Origin of the sequence: Paragemmobacter ruber, assembly GCF_009908315.1 — a bacterium.
GTDB lineage: Bacteria > Pseudomonadota > Alphaproteobacteria > Rhodobacterales > Rhodobacteraceae > Paragemmobacter > Paragemmobacter ruber.
In genome coordinates, this window is record NZ_JAAATW010000003.1 from 319,938 (window position 1) to 337,590 (window position 17,653).

Below are 17,653 nucleotides of genomic sequence, written 5' to 3' on the forward strand. Positions count from 1 at the left end.
TAGTCAGCCCAGATCGCGGTAGCGCTTTTCCTGCCTGGCGGTCCAGCGGACAGTGACGGCGAAGCCTGTATCGGTGGGGGTTTCCGACAGGACGACGCCTTCGCCATGCAGCCAGGCGCGGCGGCGGCCATCGGTGAAGGGCACGGCGAGGGTGCGTTCGGTTTTCTCTTCATCAAAGGCGGCGGAGACGGCGGCGAGAAGGCGGTCGATGCCTTCGCCGGTCAGGGCCGAGACGGGGAAGACACGGTCGCGGGTTTCGGCCTGCTGGAGAAGCGCCTCGCGTTCGGCAGGCGCTGTGAGATCGAGCTTGTTCCAGACCTCAAACTGCGGCGTGACGGGGCCGACGCCCAGGGATTGCAGGATGTCGGCCACATCGGCGGCCTGTTCGCCGGTTTCGGGATGGGCGATGTCGCGGACATGGAGGATGAGATCGGCCTCCAGCACCTCTTCCAGCGTGGCGCGGAAGGCGGCGACAAGCTGGGTGGGCAGGTCGGAGATGAAGCCCACGGTATCCGACAGGATCACCTTGCGGCCCGACGGCAGGGTGACGCCGCGCATCGTGGGATCGAGCGTGGCGAAGAGCATGTCCTTCGCCAGAACCTCGGCCCCCGTGGCGCGGTTGAAAAGCGTGCTTTTGCCCGCGTTGGTGTAGCCCACGAGGGCCACGATGGGAAACGGCACCTTGCGGCGGGCGGCGCGGTGCAACTCGCGGGTTTTCACCACCTTGTCGAGTTGGCGTTTGAGCCGGATCACCTGTTCGTCGATGGCGCGGCGGTCGGCTTCGATCTGCGTCTCGCCGGGGCCGCCCACGAAGCCGAAACCGCCGCGCTGGCGTTCGAGGTGGGTCCAGGCGCGGACGAGGCGGGTGCGCTGGTAGCTGAGGGCGGCGAGTTCGACTTGCAGCACGCCTTCGCGGGTGCGGGCGCGGTCGGCGAAAATCTCGAGGATCAGGCCGGTGCGATCGAGGAGTTTTACCCCCCATTCCTTTTCGAGATTGCGCTGCTGGACTGGGGAGACGGGACCATCGACAAGGACGAGGGCCACGTCTTCGGCCTTGAAGCGGGCCTTGAGGTCATCCACCTTGCCCGAGCCGAAGAGCATGCCCGGATGGACACGGGGCAGACGGACCACCTCGCCGCCGATCACGTCCAGTTCAGGCAGGGCGTGAGCAAGGCTGATCGCTTCGGCCAGACCGTGTTCGGGCAGGCGACGGCTGCGGTCGCTGCGGATGTCTGGGTGCAGCACAAAGGCCCGCGTGCGGCGGGCAGCGGTGGACCGGTCACGGTCCCCCCGCCCGGCAAGAAGCGGGAGGTCGTCATCTTCATCTTCGGGGCGGTCGGAAATCAGTCTTCGCCTTCGTAGAGGTTGATGGGCGCACCGGGCATGATGGTGGAGATCGCATGCTTGTAGACAAGCTGCGACTGGCCATCCCGGCGCAGAAGAACGCAGAAATTGTCAAACCAGGTGATGACACCCTGAAGCTTCACCCCGTTGATCAGAAAGATCGTGACGGGAACCTTTGCCTTTCGGACGTGATTGAGAAATGCGTCCTGCAAATTCTGTTTGTCGCCGGCCATTTTTTGTCTTTGCCTTTGTTTTTTGGTCTTGTCGCGCGCATGCATGACACCCGTTCCCTCGATCCGGGTGTGCCGTTCAGCGGGGAAAGTATGTAACGCCTTGCGGACAGTTTCCAGTCCAAAAACAGCCGACTAGACAGCTGCCGCCACACAGCGGATCAGTTGCGCCAACTGTCGGGGGCGAGGAGGACGAGAATGGCCAGAAGCTCCAGCCGTCCGATGACCATGGCGAGGCCGAGTATGGCCTTGGCGGCGGCGGGAAGGAGGGCGATGGCGATGGGATCGGCGGCGGCCACGGTGGTGAGCGGGCCGGTGGTGGTGAGCGCGCCGAGGGTAAGGATGAGTGCAGGTTCGAAGGCGATTCCCACCAGGGCGAGGGCCGCCACGAAGACCGCGATGGACAGCGCAAAGAGCATGAAGAAGATCCAGGCCAGATAGGCCCCTTCGCGGCGCAGGCGGCGGGCGGATTGCCCGGAGCCGCCCACGGAATTGGGATGGATCAGGCGTTCCAGTTCGCGTTCGCCATGGCGGAAGAGCGCGTAGACGCGCAGGAGTTTCACCCCGCCCGCGGTGGTGGCGATGCCGCCGCCGAAGATGGCAAGGCCCGCCAGCACGAGCCCCGGTGTTTCGAGCCCCGACCAGTTCTTCGCGGTGATCCAGTCGGCGGAGGTGAAGCCGGTGGTAGTGAGGAAGGAGAGCGTGGTGAACACCGCCCCCCAGAGCGCGCGCAGGGCCTGCATGACGCCTGCTTCATCCCCCTCTGCGCCCGAGGGCGCGGCCAGCCAGTGGCGCAGGAACAGAAGGAGCGGGATGACCGCCAGCAGAAAGAGCGTCATGCGCAGTTCGGAATCGCGCCGCAGCAGGTTGCCGCCATCGGCCTGCGGTGCGCCGGGCCAGAGCCGCCGCGTGACGGCAAGAAAGAGGCCTGCGAAGATCGCAAGCTCGGCCAGGAATGTGGGGCCTTCGACGGGCAGGCCGCCCGTCGCGCTGATGCCCGAGGTGGATAGGGTGGACATCGCGTGAATGAGCGCGGGGAAGTTGGGCTGGCCCGCCATGAGGAGCGCGACCCAGAGCGCGACGGTGGCGCCCGCGTAGACCGGCAGGATCGCCACGGCCTGACGGGCGACGCGGCGGGCGGGATCGGCGGTTGCGGTGATCTGGGACAGGCCTTCGGCCCCGCGGCCCGGGACGCGGCCCGAGATCACCTCGATCCCGCCCAGCGTCATGGGGGCGAGGATGGCCACGGCGGCGACGAGGATGAAGAAGCCCCCCATCCAGCCCGCCTGAGCGCGCCACAGATGGATGGAGGGCGGCAGGCGGGCGGGTTCGTAGAGCGTGGCCCCGGTGGTGGTGAAGGAGGACACCATCTCGAGCCAGGCGTTGGCCCAGCTGGTATCGGGCAGCGCCTGCACCACGGGCAGCGCCATAAGCACGGGCAAGACGGCATAGGCAGAGACGAGCGCGGTCAGGTTGGCGCGGGCGGGGTTGCGGGCGCGGTGGTTGATGGTAGCGATCCCGATCATGCCGGTCAGGATCAGCACGATGATGCCGGAATAGAAGAAGGCGCGCGCGATGTCATGATCGCGCAGGATCGCGGCATGGGCGGCAGGCAGCCACATCGACAGCGCCGTGATCCCCATGAGAAGGACGAGGAGCGGCAGTTCCGACAGGCGGCGCAGCATCTTCAGAAGAAGTCGATGGAGACCTGCAGGAGGCGTTCCACCTCGCGCACGTCGCTGGCCATGGTGAAGAGGGCGATGACATCGCCCGCCTCGATCCGGGTGTCGCCGGTGGGTTTGAGGACCTTGTCGCCCTTCATCAGGCCGCCCACGAGCACGCCTTCGGGAAATTCGATGTCGCGCACCAGACGGCCCGCAAGGGGCGAGGTGGAGAGAACTTGCGCTTCGATCATCTCGGCCTCGGCATCGCCAAGGGAGTAGATCGCGCGCACCTTGCCGTGGCGGATATGGCGCAGGATCGACGAGACGGTGGTGGCGCGCGGGTTGATATAGGCGTCGATGTCGAGCGCGCCCATTAGCGGGGCGAGAGTCGGGTCGTTCACGAGCGCGATGGCCATGCGGCAGCCCGCCTGTTTGGCGCGGACGGAGACGAGGAGATTGGTCTTGTCATCATCGGTGACGGCGAGGACGGCGTCGGCGCGGTCGATGGAGGCTTCGAGCAGGATGTCCATGTCCATGCCGTCGCCGTTCAGCACGATGGTGCGTTCGAGGCTGTCTGCGGCGCGTTCGGCGATGGCGCGGTTCTTTTCGATGATCTTGCAGCGCACTCGGTCGGTGCGCCGTTCCAGCGCGCGGGCCACGCCAAGGCCCACATTGCCGCCGCCGATGATGACGATGCGTTCCTGTTTCTTGGTCTGCTTGCCGAAGATTTCGAGCGTGCGGTTGACGTCTTCGGAATGGGTGAAGACGTAGATCTGGTCATCCGCGAAAAGCTGGTCGCCCGGATCGGGGGCGAAGAGGCGGCCTTCGCGGCGCACGCCCACGACGATGGCGCGGAGGGTGGAGAACAGGTCGCTGAGCTGGCGCAGGGGGGTGTTGAGGACGGGGCAATCCTCATCCAGCTGGATGCCCAGCAGTTGCGCGCGGCCCAGCATGAAGCTTTCCGTATCGAAAGTGGAGGGCGCGGCAAGGCGTTGCAGCGCGGCCTCGGCCACCTCTCGCTCAGGCGAGATGACCACGTCTATGGGCAGGTGATCGCGCTGGTAGAGCGAGGCGTAGCTTTCTTCGAGATAGGATTGCGCGCGCAGGCGGGCGATCTTGCGCGGGACGGAAAAGAGGGCGTGCGCCACCTCGCAGGCGACGATGTTGACCTCGTCGGAATGGGTGGCGGCGATGATCATGTCGGCATCGCGGGCGCCGGCCTTTTCCAGCACATCCGGGTAGGAGGCAAAGCCCACCACGCCCTGCACATCCAGCGTGTCGGTCGCGCGGCGGACAAGATCGGCGTTCACATCGACAAGCGTGACGTCGTTCTTTTCGCCGGACAGTTGGCGGGCGATCTGCCAGCCCACCTGCCCTGCCCCGCAGATGATCACCTTCATGCCTGCCTCCGGTTCACCGCGCCCCTTGAGTGGCAGATGGCGGGCGGGTGGTCAATGGTGGGGGGAGAGGTGGGGGTGGGAGGGATCAGACCTCCTCGCCCTCGTCCTCGTCCATATCCTCATCGAGGCGGGCCATGCGGCCGCCGCCCTTGGAGGTGGTGACGACGCCCAGGGATTTGAGTTTGCGGTGGAGGGCGGAGCGTTCCATGCCCACGAAGCTGGCGGTGCGGCTGATGTTGCCGCCGAAGCGGTTGATCTGGGTGAGGAGGTATTCGCGTTCGAACACCTCGCGCGCTTCGCGCAGGGGCAGCGTGGCCATGGCGCCGCCAAGGACGAGGCGGCCGGTTTCGCCTTCGGGTGCCTCTTGCCCCGGAAGCTCGCGCGCGTCGATGGGGCCGGAGCCATCGCCCAGGATCAGCACACGTTCGATCACGTTGCGCAACTGGCGCACATTGCCGGGCCAGGGCATGGTTTGCAGCATCGCCTCGGCCTCGGTCGAGAGAGTGCGAAGGGGCAGGCCCTGGCTGCGGTGGAACATGTCGATGAAGTGGCGGGTCAGTTCGGGGATGTCTTCGCGGCGGTCTTCAAGGCTGGGGACCGGGATCGGGACCACGTTGAGGCGGTCGTAGAGTTCCTGCCGGAAGCGGCCCGAGGCAATTTCGGCGCGCAGGTCGCGGGTGGTGGAGGAGATGACGCGCAGATCGACGCGGACCTTGTCGGTGCCCCCTGCGCGGGTGAATTGCTGTTCCACCAGCACGCGGAGGATTTTCGACTGCGTGCCGAGCGGCATGTCGGCCACCTCGTCGAAATAGACGACGCCGCCATGGGCCTGTTCCAGAAGGCCCTTTTCCACGCCGCGTTCGGCGGTTTCGCGGCCGAACAGCACCTCTTCCATGCGTTCGGGTTCGATCGTGGCCGAAGAGACGGAGATGAAGGGGGCGGCGGCGCGGTTGGAATTGGCGTGGATGAAGCGGGCGGCCATTTCCTTGCCCGATCCGGCCGGGCCGGTGAGCATGACGCGGCCGTTGGATTTGGTGACCTTTTCCAGTTGCGATTTTAGCGCCTTGAAGGCGGGGCTGGAGCCCAGCATTTCCGACGAGGTCACATCCTTGCGGCGCAGTTCGGAATTTTCGCGGCGCAGGCGCGAGGTTTCCATGGCGCGCGAGACGACGACCATGAGCTGGTCGATGTTGAAGGGCTTTTCGATGAAGTCGTAAGCGCCCTGCTTGATGGCGGCGACGGCGATTTCGATGTTGCCGTGGCCCGAGATGATGACGACGGGGACATCGGGATTGTCGCGCTTGACCGTTTTGAGGATGTCGATCCCGTCCATGCGGCTGTCCTTCAGCCAGATGTCGAGGATCATCAGCGCGGGCGGTTCGGCATTGATTTCGGCCATGCAATCATCGGAATTGCCGGCGAGGCGGACGAGATAGCCTTCATCCCGGAGGATATCGCCGATCAGGTCGCGGATGTCTTTTTCGTCGTCTACAATAAGGATGCTGCTCATGACTTATCCCCCCTGGGCGGCGAGTGCTGCGGGTTTGCGGCTGCGGATGCGCGGGGCGCGCGGTAGCCGGATTTCGGCCATGGCGCCCCGGTGGCTGTTGCCTTCGAAAACGGGTGCATCGAGAAGGGCGAGCGTGCCGCCATGTTCCTCGATGATCTTCTTGACGATGGGCAGGCCGAGGCCGGTGCCCTTTTCGCGGGTGGTGACGTAAGGTTCGAACAGGCGCGCGCGGTCGGGCGGCAGGCCGGTGCCGTTGTCCATGATGCGGATGATGGCGGCGTCAGGTTCGGCGGTGAGGGTGACGCGGATTTCCGGCTTGTGGCCCGGGGGGGCGCCCTTTTCCTGCAGGGTTTCGATGGCTTCGCCCGCGTTCTTGATCAGGTTGGTCAGCGCCTGACTGATCATGGTGGCGTCAAGGTCCATCACGAGGGGGGCATTGGGCAGATCGCGCAGGAAGGTGACGCCGGGCTGGCCGCTTTCCTGCAGGACGAGGGCATCGCGCAGGATCACCGTCAGGTCATTCTCGCGGCGGTCGGGTTCGGGCATGCGGGCGAACTTGGAGAACTCGTCCACGATGCGGCGCAGGTCGTTGGTTTGGCGGACGATCACATCAGTGTATTGGTCAAGGTCTTCGGGCTCAGTGACCTGCGGACGGAACTTGCGCTTGATGCGTTCGGCCGACAGCGCGATGGGCGTGAGGGGGTTCTTGATTTCATGCGCGATGCGGCGGGCTACATCGCCCCAGGCTGCCATCCGCTGGGCGGAGACGAGATCGGTCACATCGTCGAAGGCCACGACGTAACCTTCAAGTCCGCCTGCATCGTTGCGGCGTTCCGAAAGGCGGACGAGCAGGCTTTCCAGCTTGCCCTTGCGGGTGAGGCGCACCTCATCCTGGGCGGCGGTGAGGCCGCTTTCAAGGAGACGGTCGAAGAGCGGCCCAAACTCCGGCACGGCGATGGCGAGCGGCACATCGGCGGACATCCCCGCCCCCATGTCGAGCAGGCGTTCGGCCGCGCGGTTGGAAAAGTCGATCCGGCCATCGGAATCGAGACCGATCACGCCCGCGGTGACGTTGGAGAGCACGGAATCAAACAGGCGGCGGCGGCGTTCGGTCTGGTTGTGGCTTTCGACCAGCGCGTCGCGCTGGCCTTTCAACTGGCGTGTCATGCGGTTGAAGGAGCGCCCGAGCGAGGCGATTTCGTCATCGCCCTCTTCCTCGCGCACCTGAACGTCGAGGTTGCCTTCGCCCACCCTTTCCGCGGCTTCGGCAAGGCGTCCCACGGGGCGCGACAGGCGTTCGGCGAACCACAGGCCCAGCCAGACGGCGGCGAGGATCAGGATGAGCGCGAAGCCCAGGTAGAGGAGGCCGAATTCGAACAGAAGCCGCCCGCGTTCGGATTCGAGCTGATGGTAGAGCGCCACGGTTTCCCGCGTGCCATCGAGCAGCGACAGGATGGAGCCATCCACCGTGCGCGAGATGTAGAGGTAGCGATCGGCAAAGGCATCGAGATGCACAAGCGCGCGGAATTCGTTGTTGGCCCAGTCCTGGATCAGGACGGTTTCGCCTGCGCGGGCGCGCTGGATTTCATCGGCGGTGGGCTGTTCGAAATCGAAGAGGTAGCTGCGTTCGCCCCGCGTCATCAACGCGCCTGCGCCGTCGATCAGATAGGCCTCTTTCAGGCCGCGCTGGATGGTGGCCTGCGCCTGTGTGAGGACGGGGCGCATCTGGTTGTCTTCGAGGAAGAACATCGACTGCTTGAACAGGTTCAACTCGCGCGCCAGCGTTTCGGCATCGGCGATGAGGTCTTGCCGGTGTTCCTGTTCATAGGCCTCGGCCGCCGAGAGGGAGGAGCCCACGACGGAGCGGACGCGTTCGGAGAACCAGCCCTCGAGCCCGAAATTCACCGTGACCACGGCAAATACGGCGACGAGGACGGTGGGGATCAGCGCCACGACGGCAAAGACGAAGGTCAGGCGCAGGTGCAGGCGGGAGCCTGCGGATTTGCTGCGCCGGTCGGCCACCATGCGCACGACGCGGGCCATCACGAGGGTGGCCACGACGAGGATGTAGATGAGATCGGCCAGCAGGATGAGGCGCAGCGCGGGCGAGTTGCCGCCCTGATTGAGCGGCCCGAGCGCAAGGAAGGTGGCCACGGCCAGCAGCGGGCCGAGGAAGACCAGACCGAAGGTCATCGCCGTCTGCACCTGCCGCTGACGGCGGAGGCGCGACAGCCGCGCCCAGGTGTTGTTGCCCACGCTGCGATGCAAGCCGACCGATCCCTGTTACGCGAGGGACCGATTCCCCCGCCGCCCATATGTTGTGCCCCTGCCCGTGTTGAGGCAGGGGGAACACGCTTGATGTTGCGGTTTTACATCAGCTTGCGGCGGCGAGTCACGCGGATATCGAGATCAGTGATCTTCTTGCGCAAAGTATTGCGGTTGATGCCGAGAAGGTCCGCACATTTCGCCTGATTTCCGGCGGTGGCGTCCAGCGCGATTTCGATCAGCGGCATCTCTACCTCGCGCAGGATGCGCTGATAGACGCCGGCGGGGGGCAGTTGGCCGCCGTGCAGATCGAAGTAGCGTTTCAGGTGGCGGGCGACGGAGGCGGAGAGTTTCTCGCCCTCGCCCCCGCCCTTGAGCGGTTCCATCGTGGGTTGGCTGCCCAGCACGGCCTCCACCTCGGCCTTGGTGATTTCGGCCTCAGACGAGGTGACGATCAGGCGGCGCAGGGTGTTTTCGAGTTGCCGCACATTGCCCGGCCAGGAATAGGCGCGCACGAGTTCGCGCGCGTCGTTGGACAGCCGCCGCAGCGCGCCCTGTTCGCGTTCGCCGCGCGTCAGGAAATGTTCGGCGAGAAGCGGGATGTCATCCACCCGTTCGCGCAGCGCAGGCACATGCAGGGTGACGCCCGAAAGGCGGTAGTAGAGATCCTGCCGCAACTGCCCGGCTTCCATCCGCGCGGCGAGATCGGTCTGCGAGGTGGCCATGATGCGGGGGGCGTTGTCGCCCGCGAGATCCAGCATCCGCACGATACGGGCCTGCGTGTCATCGTCGTAATCGGCGACCTCGTCAAAGACGAGGCTGCCGCCGCGGGCGCGGGACATGAGCGCGGAGGGGCCGTCCATCCCCGCCAGATCAGCCACCTGCGCGACCACGAAAGGCTGCGACCGGCGGTCGGAGAAATCGTGGATCGCTTTGGCGATCAGGCTTTTGCCGGTGCCTGATTCGCCGGTGATCAGGACGGCGAGATCGGTGTTCATCACGCGGGCCACAAGGCGGTAGAGCGCCTGCATGGCGGTGGTGCGGCCGACGAGGGGCAGGTCATCGCCCGCCTCGCGCGGGGCGACGACCCGGGCGGGGGCGCGGCGCTTCTGTTCCAGCGCGCGGGCCGAGCGCTTCATCAGATCGGGCAGGTCGAAGGGTTTGGGGAGGTAGTCGAAGGCCTCGGCCTCGGCGGCCTGAATGGCGGTCATGATGGTGTTCTGGGCCGAGATGACGATGACCGGCAGGCCGGGGCGCATCTTGGTGATGCGGGGCAGCGCATCCAGACCGTTGCCATCGGGCATGATGACATCGGAAATGACGAGATCGCCCTTCCCTTCCTCGACCCAGCGCATCAGCGTCATGAGGGAGGAGGTCGCGTGGACCTTGCACCCGGCACGGGTCAGCGCCTGTGTCAGAACGGTGCGGATCGTGCGGTCGTCATCGGCGACGAGGACGGTGCCATCCATCAGGCTTTCTCCTTCTTGTCCTTCGGCACCATGGGGAGGGAGACGCGGAAGACGGTGCGACCGGGCACCGAATCCACGCTGATCCATCCTTCATGGTCGGAAATGATCTTTGATACGAGGGCGAGCCCCAACCCGGTGCCGTTTTCGCGGCCCGAGACGAAGGGTTCGAAGATATCGGCGGCGATTTCGGGCGGGATGCCGGGGCCGTCATCGACGATTTCGATCTGAAGGGGCAGCGCGGCGGGGCGGCCATCCTTGCCGCGCAGGCGCAGGGACAGATCATAGAAGGTGCGCAGGCGGATCGTCGTGCCTTCACCCGCCCTCTGGCAGGCCTCGGCCGCGTTCTTGATGAGGTTGAGGAAAACCTGCATCAGCTGATCGGGATCGGCATAGGTGGGGGGGAGCGAGGGATCGTAATCCTCGGTGATCTGCATATGGGCGGCAAAGCCCACCATGGCGGATTTGCGTGCGCGGTCGAGCGCGTCATGGATGTTGACGGGGCGGCGTTCGGGTGGGCGGATATTGCCGAACTGTTCCACCTGTTCGAGAAGTTTCACGATGCGGCGGGTTTCCTCGACGATCAGGTCGGCCAGTTCGCGATCTTCGGGCGGGAGCGACATGCCGATGAGCTGCGCCGCGCCGGAGATGCCCGCGAGGGGGTTCTTGATTTCATGGGCCAGCATCTCGGCCATGCCGATGGCGGATTTGGCGGCGGATTTCACATGCATCGCACGACCGAGCCTGTCGGCGATGTCGCGGGGCGAGATGATGAGGAGGATCACCTCGGGGTTGTCGTGCATTGGCGCGACCTGGATGTTGCACTGCACGGGCGCGCGTTCGCCGGTGGTCACATCCACATCGTTGATAAACAGGGGCGACTGGTTCAAGCGGGCGCGGGCGAGCGCCTCGTCCATGGGGGCGTCGATGGCGAGGCGGTCGAAGGCGGGCTGGCCCATCAGGCTGCGCGAGGAGGCGTTGAGGAAGATCTCGCCCGCAGGGTTGACCTCGGCCACGCGGTTGTCGGGGCCGATCAGCAGCGCGGGCAGCGGCAGCGAGGCCCAGACGACGCCCGGCACCGGGTATGGCGTGCGGTAGGGCGTCATGCAGCGATGGCCCCCGCGTCAGAGAGGACGGATCGGATCAGGCGCAGCACGGTGGCGGGGTCTTCGGCGGTGAGGATCGCGTGGCGGGCCCCTGCCCCGGCCTGTGCGGTGTCGAGATACCAGCCCAGATGCTTGCGCGCGCAGCGCAGGCCCAGGGCCGGGCCGTAGAAGGACAGCATCGCCTCGTAATGTTCGGCGACCATATCGGCAAAGGCCGCGCCCTGCGGGACCGCCGGGGCGGGCGTGCCGTAAAGCGCGTGGGAAATCTGCGCGAGCCGCCAGGGCGCGCCTTGCGCGCCGCGCCCGACCATGACGCCATCGGCGCCCGATAGGCGCAGGGCCGTGGCCGCCGTGGCGGCATCGGTGATGTCGCCATTGGCGATCACGGGGATGGAGACGGCCTGTTTGACCCGGGCGATGGCGGCCCAGTCGGCGGCCCCCTTGTAGAACTGGCAGCGGGTGCGGCCATGGATGGTGATCATCTGCACCCCTGCCCCTTCGGCCCGGCGGGCAAGGTCGGGCGCGTTGAGCAGCGTGTCATCCCAGCCGAGGCGGGTTTTCAGCGTGACAGGCAGGGATACGGCCTTCACCACCGCCTCGATCAGGTCGAGCGCGAGGTCGAGATCGCGCAGGAGCGCCGAGCCGCAAAGCCCGGTCGTCACCCGTTTGGAGGGACAACCCATGTTGATGTCGATGATGCGGGCGCCGTTCGCCTCCATCAGGCGGGCGGCTTCGGCCATCCAGTAAGGATCGCGCCCGGCAAGCTGCACGGAGGTGGCCTGATCGCCGAGGCCAAGCTCGGCCCGCGCCCGCGCTTCGGGCTGGGCCTGGACGACCTCTTGGCTGGCAACCATTTCCGAGACGACAAGGCCCGCGCCGAAGCGCGCCACGAGGCGGCGATAGGGCAGATCGGTGATCCCCGCGAGCGGCGCGAGGAGCACGGGCGGATGGATCGTCTGTGATCCGAGGCAGAGGGCCAATTGCCTGTTCCTTGTGCAGTCAAGTTGGTGTTTGCGGCGCTGCGGATGCGTTGCCAAGGGTGGGCGGGGTCATTCTGTCTGAAAAACTGGCGTTGCACAATTTTTGTGCATGTTTGCTTATGGCGCTGCCAGATTGTCAGGCGCGGCGGTGTGGCCTAGGAAGGGTGAAAGGGCAAGGGAGTCGCTTGAGCCATGACCACGGCCGCCGTGATCGTCGCCGCAGGACGGGGCAGCCGCGCGGGTGGCGATGTTCCGAAACAGTGGCAAATGCTGGCCGGGCGGCCTGTGCTGGCGCATACGCTGGCGGCCTTTCGCGGGCAGGTGGACCGCGTTGTGGTGGCGATCCATCCAGATGACCGCGACCGGGCGGCGGCGTTGGCGGGGGATGCGCTGCTGGTCGAGGGGGGGGCGACGCGGGATGCCTCGGTCCGGGCGGTGCTGGAGGCGCTGGAGGGAACGGGCGTGACGCGGGTGCTGATCCATGATGGGGCGCGCCCGCTTGTGCCGGCCGCGGTGACGCAGCGGGTGCTGGCGGCGCTGGAGCGCCATGCGGGCGCGGCCCCTGCCCTGCCGGTGAGCGATGCGCTGTGGCAGGGCGCGGCGGGGCTGGTGGCAGGCACGCGGGACCGGGCGGGGCTGTGGCGGGCGCAGACGCCGCAGGGGTTTCGCTTTGATGCCATCCTTGCTGCGCATCGCGCCCATGCGGGGCCTGCGGCGGATGACGTGGAGGTGGCGCGGGCGGCAGGCCTTGACGTGGCCATCGTCGAGGGGGATGAGGCCAATCTGAAGCTGACCTATCCGGGCGATTTCGCCCGGGCGGAGGCGATCCTGAAGGGGCGTGGGATGGATGTGCGGTTGGGCAACGGGTATGACGTGCATGCCTTCACGGAGGGCGATCATGTCTGGCTCTGTGGCGTGCGGGTGGCGCACGGGCGCGCGCTGCTGGGCCATTCGGATGCCGATGTGGGGATGCACGCGCTGACCGATGCGATCTACGGCGCGCTGGCCGAGGGCGATATCGGGCGGCATTTCCCGCCTTCGGATCCGCAATGGAAGGGCGCGGCGAGCCATATCTTTTTGCGCCATGCGGCCGGGCTGATGCGCGCGCAGGGCTATGCGCTAGGCAATTGCGATGTGACGCTGGTCTGCGAGCGGCCCAAGATCGGGCCACATGCGGGCGCGATGCGGGCGGCGCTGGCGGAGATCATGGGGGTGGAGGTGGACCGGGTGAGCGTGAAGGCCACCACGTCGGAGCGGCTGGGCTTTACCGGGCGCGAGGAAGGCATCGCCGCGCTGGCGACGGCCTGTCTGGTGCGGGCATGATGCGCGCGGTGGCGACGGTTGCGGGCGTGGGGCTGCTGCGGCCTGCACCGGGAACCTGGGGTTCGGCGGTGGCGGTGGCCGCGGGCGTGGTGATCGACCGCTTTCTGGGCTTTCCGGGATTGCTGGTGGCGACGCTGGTTGTCACAGCCTTGGGCTTTTGGGCCTGCGCGGGCGTCTGCGGGCCGGGCGAGGATCCGTCGGAAGTGGTGATCGACGAGGTGGCGGGGCAATGGGTGGCGCTCATGTTTCCGTCCTTTGCCTTCTGGATGCGGGATTTTGACGGCTGGATGCCCTATCCGGGCTGGGTGGCGGCCTTCCTGCTGTTCCGGCTGTTCGACATCTGGAAGCCCGGCCCTGTAGGCTGGGCCGACCGGCGCGGGGATGCGGCGGGGGTGATGCTGGATGATCTGATCGCGGGGGTGTTTGCCGGGATTGGCGTGGTGATTGCAGCAGGCGTGGCGCATGGGCTTTTGATGGGGTGAGGCGATGGCAGAGCGGGGGGCGGATCGGGCGGCGGTATCGGTTCCGGACCTGTTGCAGGCCGCCCGCTATTGGGGGGTGCGCATCGCCACGGCGGAAAGCTGCACCGGGGGCCTGATCGCGGGCGCGCTGACCGAGGTGGCGGGATCGTCGGACGTGTTCGAGCGCGGCTTTGTCACCTATTCCAACGCGGCGAAGGTCGAGATGCTGGGCGTGCAGGAGGCGACGCTGGCCGCGTACGGCGCGGTGTCGGAACCCGTGGCGCGCGAGATGGCCGAAGGCGCGCTGCGCCAGTCGGCGGCGGTGCTGGCGGTTTCGGTCACGGGGATTGCCGGGCCGGGAGGATCGGAGTTCAAGCCGGAAGGGCGGGTCTGTTTCGGGCTGGCGATGCGCGGGCGCGAGACGGTGGTGGCAACGGTGGAGTTCGGGCCGCGCGGGCGCGCGCTGGTGCGGGCGGCGGCAGTGGACCATGCGCTTGGGCTGCTGGCGGGCGCGCTGACCTGAGGGATGGCGCGGGGTGGCAGGCCGCCCTTGGGTATTTTTGCCAAGATGAAGCTGCGGGCGCGCGGAAGGCCCCTGCCCTCGTAAGGGTTCTTTGGGGGGGCCTTGCGTCACCCCTTCTGCGTCAGGGGTGTTCGGCGAAGAAGCGCAGGACTTCCGTATTGGCGGTGATGTCGCGGGTGCTGCCCTGACGCGCGGCGCGGCGGCTGCCGGGCCAGGCGTGGCCGCCGCCTTCGATGGTCTGGATGCGGATCTGGGTGCGGCCCCGGCCATCGGTGTAGTTGCGTTCGAGGACGCGGGTGCCGTCATCGACGCGGTCGATCACCCGTTCGGTGCGGGCGAGCATGGGGAACGGGGCGAGAAAGGCCGCCTCGACCGAGGCGACGGAGGCGAAGCTGGTGCGGGTGAGGCTGGTGTCGCCCTGCCCGCCCGCATAGGGAACCATGCTGTCGGCTGTGCCGTGGATATGCAGGAGGGGCACGCGTCCTGCGGGCTTTATGCGGGACGTGTCCATGGTGCCGGCCACGCCCGCCACGGCGCGGATGCGGTCGGGGCGCAGAGCGGCGTAGGTTTCGGCCATGATGGCGCCGTTCGACATGCCGGTGATGTAGACGCGCCGCGGGTTCAGCCGGAAGCGCGCGGTGGCATCCGCGATCACCGCATCGAGGAAGGCCAAGTCATCGACGCGGTTGCGCGCCGCCGAGCCGCAGCAATAGCCGCCGTTCCAGGTGCCGGCGCGGCCGGTGCCTTCGGGGTAGATCACCGCATAGCCCTGCCGGTTGGCGGGGGTGGAGAGGCCGCTGCTGCGCGCGAATTGATCGGCGCTGCCGCCGCCACCATGCAGGGCGAGGATGACGGGGGCATCCGTGGCGCGGGGGGGAAGGTCGATCCGATAGGACCGGTCGCCCAAGCGGACGGTTTCCGCCGGGGCGGCGGAGGGGATGAGGGGCAGCGCGCAGAGGAGAAGGACAAGGAGACGGCGGATCATGGGCAATTCCCCGTGAAAGAAAGGTGAATGGCCGTGATACGCCGGGGCGGCGCGGTTCCGTCGCTATTCCTTCGCTGTTCTGGCGCGTCAGACCTTCGGGCCGTGCAATTCGGCGGCGCGGCGTTCGAAGGCGCGGACCACGCGCTGCATCGCATCGTTAAACACGACGCCGATGATGCCTTGCAGGATGGCGTTGCGGAATTCGAAATCGACGAAGAACTCCACCTCGCAGCCGCCCGGCACATCGCGGAAGGCCCATGTGGATTTCATGTGCTTGAAGGGGCCGTCGAGATATTCGGTGTCGATCTTCTTCGCCTCGGGCCACAGCGTGACGCGGCTGCCGAAGCGTTCGCGAAAGACCTTGAAGCTGATAACGAGGTCGGCCTCCATCACCTCGCCCCCCGGGATGGGGCGGCGGGTGCGGATGCGCGCGGCGGAGTTCCAGGGCAGGAACTTTGGGTAAGACCCCACATCGGCCACGAGATCATACATCTGCTGGGCGCTGTAGGGCAGGCGCTTGATTTCGTGGTGGGTGGGCATCCGGGCGCCTGACCTTGACTGACGACTGCATCTGACTTGGGCGTGACCTGGGGATTGGTAATGGTTAGACCGGGGCGGGAAATCAAGGGGGGCAGGATGCCAGAGCGGCCATATGTCATAGACCAGATGATCAGCGCCAAGGCGATTGCCGCGCGGGTGGAGGCGCTGGCGGCGGAGATCACGGCGCATTACGCGGGCACCGACAAGCTGGTGGTGGTGGGGCTGTTGCGGGGGTCGTTCGTGTTCATCGCCGATCTGGTGCGCGAGATCGACCTGCCGGTGGAGGTGGATTTTCTTGAGGCGTCCTCTTACGGCGATGCGATGCATTCCAGCCGCGAGGTGCGCATCCTGAAGGACCTGCGGGGCGAGATTGCGGGGCGCGACGTTCTGGTGGTGGAGGATATCGTCGATACGGGTTTCACCCTGCATCATGTGAAGAACCTGCTTCTGAGCCGCGAGCCTGCGCGGCTGGAGGTCTGTGCTCTGCTGGACAAGCCGTCGCGGCGCGAGGTGGGCATCAAGGCGACGTGGACGGGGTTCGAGATCCCCGATGAGTTTGTCGTGGGCTACGGGATTGATTTCGCGCAGCGCAACCGCAACCTTCCCTATATCGGCAAGGTGCGGTTTACGGGGTGAGCGGGAGATGAACCTGACATGGCTTTTGCGCATGGCGCGCTGGGCGCGCAATCCGCCCTCGCCGCAGCGGGTGAAGCTGGTGCTGGGGGTGATCGCGCTGTGTCTGGTGATCTTTGGCTATGAATGGCTGTTTGGCTGGCCAGAGTGGCTGACGCCGCAGAAGCTGCGGCCCTGAGGGCCGGGCGGGATGACGCGCGCGGCTTTGGGCAGGGTGCCGCGCGGTCGCGATATCGTCACTGGATGCGGGGGCGCGGGCCGGGCTAGGCTGCTGGACGATATTTTTTGAAAGGTCCTGCTCATGCGCATATTGCCCGCCCTTGCCGTTCTTGCCCTTGGGGGTGCTGCTGCCGGTTGGTGGATCACGGCGCCCGCCCCCCTGCCCGCCGCGACCTTTGAGGGGCTGACGGGCGATCCGGTCCGGGGCGAGACGGTGTTCACGGCGGCGGGTTGCGCCTCCTGCCATGCCGCGCCGGGGGCTGCAGGCGAGTCGGCGCTGGTGCTGGCGGGCGGGCAGCGGTTCGCGTCGGACTTTGGCACCTTCGTGGCGCCCAATATCTCGCCCTCGGATCAGGGGATCGGGGGGTGGAGCGTGGCGGATCTGGGCAATGCGCTGATGCGCGGGGTATCGCCGGAGGGGGCGCATTACTACCCTGCCCTGCCCTATACGAGCTATGCCAAGATGCAGCCGCAGGATGTGGCGGATATCCACGCCTATATGCAGACGCTGCCGCCGTCGGATGTGGCGAGCCTGCCGCATGAGCTGGCCTTTCCGTTTTCGATCCGGCGCACGGTGGGCGTGTGGAAGGCGCTGTACCTGAGCGAGGACTGGGTGCTGCAGGGCGATCTGACACCCGAGGAGAGCCGGGGGCGCGAGATCGTGGAGGCGCTGGCCCATTGCGGCGAATGTCACACGCCGCGCAACGCGCTGGGGGCGATGGATACGGGGCGGTGGCTGGCAGGCGCGCCGAACCCTTCGGGCGAGGGGAATATCCCCGGCATCACGCCCGCGACGCTGACATGGTCGGCGGGCGAGATCGTCACCTATCTGACCACAGGCTTCACGCCCGAGTTCGACAGCGTGGGCGGCAGCATGGTGCATGTGGTTGACAATATGGCAAAGCTGCCCGACAGCGACCGGCAGGCGGTTGCCGCCTATCTGAAGCGGGTGGCGCCGGTGGAGTGACCGCATCTCGGGGGTGGGTGGTTATCATCCGCTTGTG

17 protein-coding genes are annotated in these 17,653 nt (G+C 66.7%); 6 read left to right on the forward strand and 11 right to left on the reverse strand.

Annotated features, from left to right (window positions below):
* Positions 1-3 precede the first annotated feature (3 nt).
* The 9 genes from hflX to dusB form a co-directional block, all read right to left on the reverse strand.
* Positions 4-1,245, reverse strand: coding sequence for a GTPase HflX (gene hflX, locus GU920_RS13755; RefSeq protein WP_328799278.1), 1,242 nt, complete (start codon positions 1,243-1,245; stop codon positions 4-6).
* Between the two features lie 98 nt (positions 1,246-1,343).
* The gene (hfq, locus tag GU920_RS13760) at positions 1,344-1,577 is read right to left on the reverse strand and encodes an RNA chaperone Hfq (protein ID WP_023664101.1); all 234 of its coding nucleotides are present in this window, start codon (positions 1,575-1,577) and stop codon (positions 1,344-1,346) included.
* 158 nt (positions 1,578-1,735) lie between these two features.
* The gene (locus GU920_RS13765) at positions 1,736-3,259 is read right to left on the reverse strand and encodes a potassium transporter TrkG (protein WP_201744143.1); all 1,524 of its coding nucleotides are present in this window, start codon (positions 3,257-3,259) and stop codon (positions 1,736-1,738) included.
* Positions 3,260-3,261: 2 nt separating this feature from the next.
* Positions 3,262-4,638, reverse strand: coding sequence for a Trk system potassium transporter TrkA (trkA, locus tag GU920_RS13770; RefSeq protein ID WP_161767660.1), 1,377 nt, complete (start codon positions 4,636-4,638; stop codon positions 3,262-3,264).
* Positions 4,639-4,723: 85 nt separating this feature from the next.
* Positions 4,724-6,148, reverse strand: a complete 1,425-nt coding sequence (gene ntrX / locus GU920_RS13775) for a nitrogen assimilation response regulator NtrX (protein ID WP_161767661.1) — start codon at positions 6,146-6,148, stop codon at positions 4,724-4,726.
* A gap of 3 nt (positions 6,149-6,151) precedes the next feature.
* Entirely contained in the window at positions 6,152-8,404 is a 2,253-nt protein-coding gene (locus GU920_RS13780; protein WP_394351569.1) for a sensor histidine kinase NtrY-like, read from the reverse strand.
* A gap of 113 nt (positions 8,405-8,517) precedes the next feature.
* Complete coding sequence (locus GU920_RS13785; RefSeq protein ID WP_161767663.1) at positions 8,518-9,882, reverse strand: response regulator; 1,365 nt, start codon at positions 9,880-9,882, stop codon at positions 8,518-8,520.
* Complete coding sequence (locus GU920_RS13790) at positions 9,882-10,985, reverse strand: two-component system sensor histidine kinase NtrB (RefSeq protein WP_161767664.1); 1,104 nt, start codon at positions 10,983-10,985, stop codon at positions 9,882-9,884. The genes GU920_RS13785 and GU920_RS13790 overlap by 1 nt, the downstream gene beginning before the upstream one ends.
* Positions 10,982-11,965 (reverse strand): tRNA dihydrouridine synthase DusB, encoded by a 984-nt coding sequence (gene dusB, locus GU920_RS13795; RefSeq protein WP_161767665.1) that lies wholly within the window; start codon positions 11,963-11,965, stop codon positions 10,982-10,984. Before dusB ends, GU920_RS13790 begins: the two co-directional genes overlap by 4 nt.
* 192 nt (positions 11,966-12,157) lie before the next feature.
* Here dusB and GU920_RS13800 point away from each other — a divergent pair, with 192 nt between their 5' ends.
* From GU920_RS13800 to GU920_RS13810, 3 genes are read left to right on the forward strand one after another with little or no spacing between them, the layout of a single operon-like run.
* Entirely contained in the window at positions 12,158-13,288 is a 1,131-nt protein-coding gene (locus GU920_RS13800) for a bifunctional 2-C-methyl-D-erythritol 4-phosphate cytidylyltransferase/2-C-methyl-D-erythritol 2,4-cyclodiphosphate synthase (protein ID WP_161767666.1), read from the forward strand.
* The gene (locus tag GU920_RS13805; RefSeq protein WP_161767667.1) at positions 13,285-13,770 is read left to right on the forward strand and encodes a phosphatidylglycerophosphatase A family protein; all 486 of its coding nucleotides are present in this window, start codon (positions 13,285-13,287) and stop codon (positions 13,768-13,770) included. The genes GU920_RS13800 and GU920_RS13805 overlap by 4 nt, the downstream gene beginning before the upstream one ends.
* Before the next feature lie 4 nt (positions 13,771-13,774).
* On the forward strand, positions 13,775-14,272 hold the full coding sequence (locus GU920_RS13810) for a CinA family protein (protein WP_161767668.1): 498 nt from the start codon (positions 13,775-13,777) through the stop codon (positions 14,270-14,272).
* Between the two features lie 121 nt (positions 14,273-14,393).
* Here GU920_RS13810 and GU920_RS13815 read toward each other — a convergent pair whose 3' ends face one another.
* Positions 14,394-15,257 (reverse strand): extracellular catalytic domain type 1 short-chain-length polyhydroxyalkanoate depolymerase, encoded by an 864-nt coding sequence (locus tag GU920_RS13815; RefSeq protein WP_161767669.1) that lies wholly within the window; start codon positions 15,255-15,257, stop codon positions 14,394-14,396.
* Positions 15,258-15,344: 87 nt separating this feature from the next.
* Positions 15,345-15,797 carry a type II toxin-antitoxin system RatA family toxin gene (locus GU920_RS13820; RefSeq protein WP_161767670.1) on the reverse strand — a complete coding sequence of 151 codons (453 nt, stop codon included), beginning with the start codon at positions 15,795-15,797 and terminating at the stop codon, positions 15,345-15,347.
* Between the two features lie 96 nt (positions 15,798-15,893).
* Between GU920_RS13820 and hpt the strand changes: the two genes are divergently transcribed.
* The 3 genes from hpt to GU920_RS13830 all read left to right on the forward strand — a co-directional run bounded on the left by hpt (position 15,894) and on the right by GU920_RS13830 (position 17,616).
* Entirely contained in the window at positions 15,894-16,433 is a 540-nt protein-coding gene (gene hpt, locus GU920_RS13825) for a hypoxanthine phosphoribosyltransferase (RefSeq protein WP_161767671.1), read from the forward strand.
* A 7-nt stretch (positions 16,434-16,440) separates the two neighbouring features.
* Entirely contained in the window at positions 16,441-16,608 is a 168-nt protein-coding gene (locus GU920_RS19355) for a hypothetical protein (RefSeq protein ID WP_201744144.1), read from the forward strand.
* A gap of 123 nt (positions 16,609-16,731) precedes the next feature.
* On the forward strand, positions 16,732-17,616 hold the full coding sequence (locus GU920_RS13830; protein ID WP_161767672.1) for a cytochrome c: 885 nt from the start codon (positions 16,732-16,734) through the stop codon (positions 17,614-17,616).
* Positions 17,617-17,653: the final 37 nt, after the last annotated feature.

Excerpts from the sequence above, each read along its gene's own strand:
- hfq (WP_023664101.1), bottom strand. The coding sequence starts at position 1,577 with ATGGCCGGCGACAAACAGAATTTGCAGGACGCATTTCTCAATCACGTC.
- GU920_RS13765 (WP_201744143.1), bottom strand. The coding sequence starts at position 3,259 with ATGCTGCGCCGCCTGTCGGAACTGCCGCTCCTCGTCCTTCTCATGGGG.
- trkA (WP_161767660.1), bottom strand. The coding sequence starts at position 4,638 with ATGAAGGTGATCATCTGCGGGGCAGGGCAGGTGGGCTGGCAGATCGCC.
- ntrX (WP_161767661.1), bottom strand. The coding sequence starts at position 6,148 with ATGAGCAGCATCCTTATTGTAGACGACGAAAAAGACATCCGCGACCTG.
- GU920_RS13785 (WP_161767663.1), bottom strand. The coding sequence starts at position 9,882 with ATGGATGGCACCGTCCTCGTCGCCGATGACGACCGCACGATCCGCACC.
- GU920_RS13790 (WP_161767664.1), bottom strand. The coding sequence starts at position 10,985 with ATGACGCCCTACCGCACGCCATACCCGGTGCCGGGCGTCGTCTGGGCC.
- GU920_RS13800 (WP_161767666.1), top strand. The coding sequence starts at position 12,158 with ATGACCACGGCCGCCGTGATCGTCGCCGCAGGACGGGGCAGCCGCGCG.
- GU920_RS13805 (WP_161767667.1), top strand. The coding sequence starts at position 13,285 with ATGATGCGCGCGGTGGCGACGGTTGCGGGCGTGGGGCTGCTGCGGCCT.
- GU920_RS13810 (WP_161767668.1), top strand. The coding sequence starts at position 13,775 with ATGGCAGAGCGGGGGGCGGATCGGGCGGCGGTATCGGTTCCGGACCTG.
- GU920_RS13815 (WP_161767669.1), bottom strand. The coding sequence starts at position 15,257 with ATGATCCGCCGTCTCCTTGTCCTTCTCCTCTGCGCGCTGCCCCTCATC.
- GU920_RS13820 (WP_161767670.1), bottom strand. The coding sequence starts at position 15,797 with ATGCCCACCCACCACGAAATCAAGCGCCTGCCCTACAGCGCCCAGCAG.
- hpt (WP_161767671.1), top strand. The coding sequence starts at position 15,894 with ATGCCAGAGCGGCCATATGTCATAGACCAGATGATCAGCGCCAAGGCG.
- GU920_RS19355 (WP_201744144.1), top strand. The coding sequence starts at position 16,441 with ATGAACCTGACATGGCTTTTGCGCATGGCGCGCTGGGCGCGCAATCCG.
- GU920_RS13830 (WP_161767672.1), top strand. The coding sequence starts at position 16,732 with ATGCGCATATTGCCCGCCCTTGCCGTTCTTGCCCTTGGGGGTGCTGCT.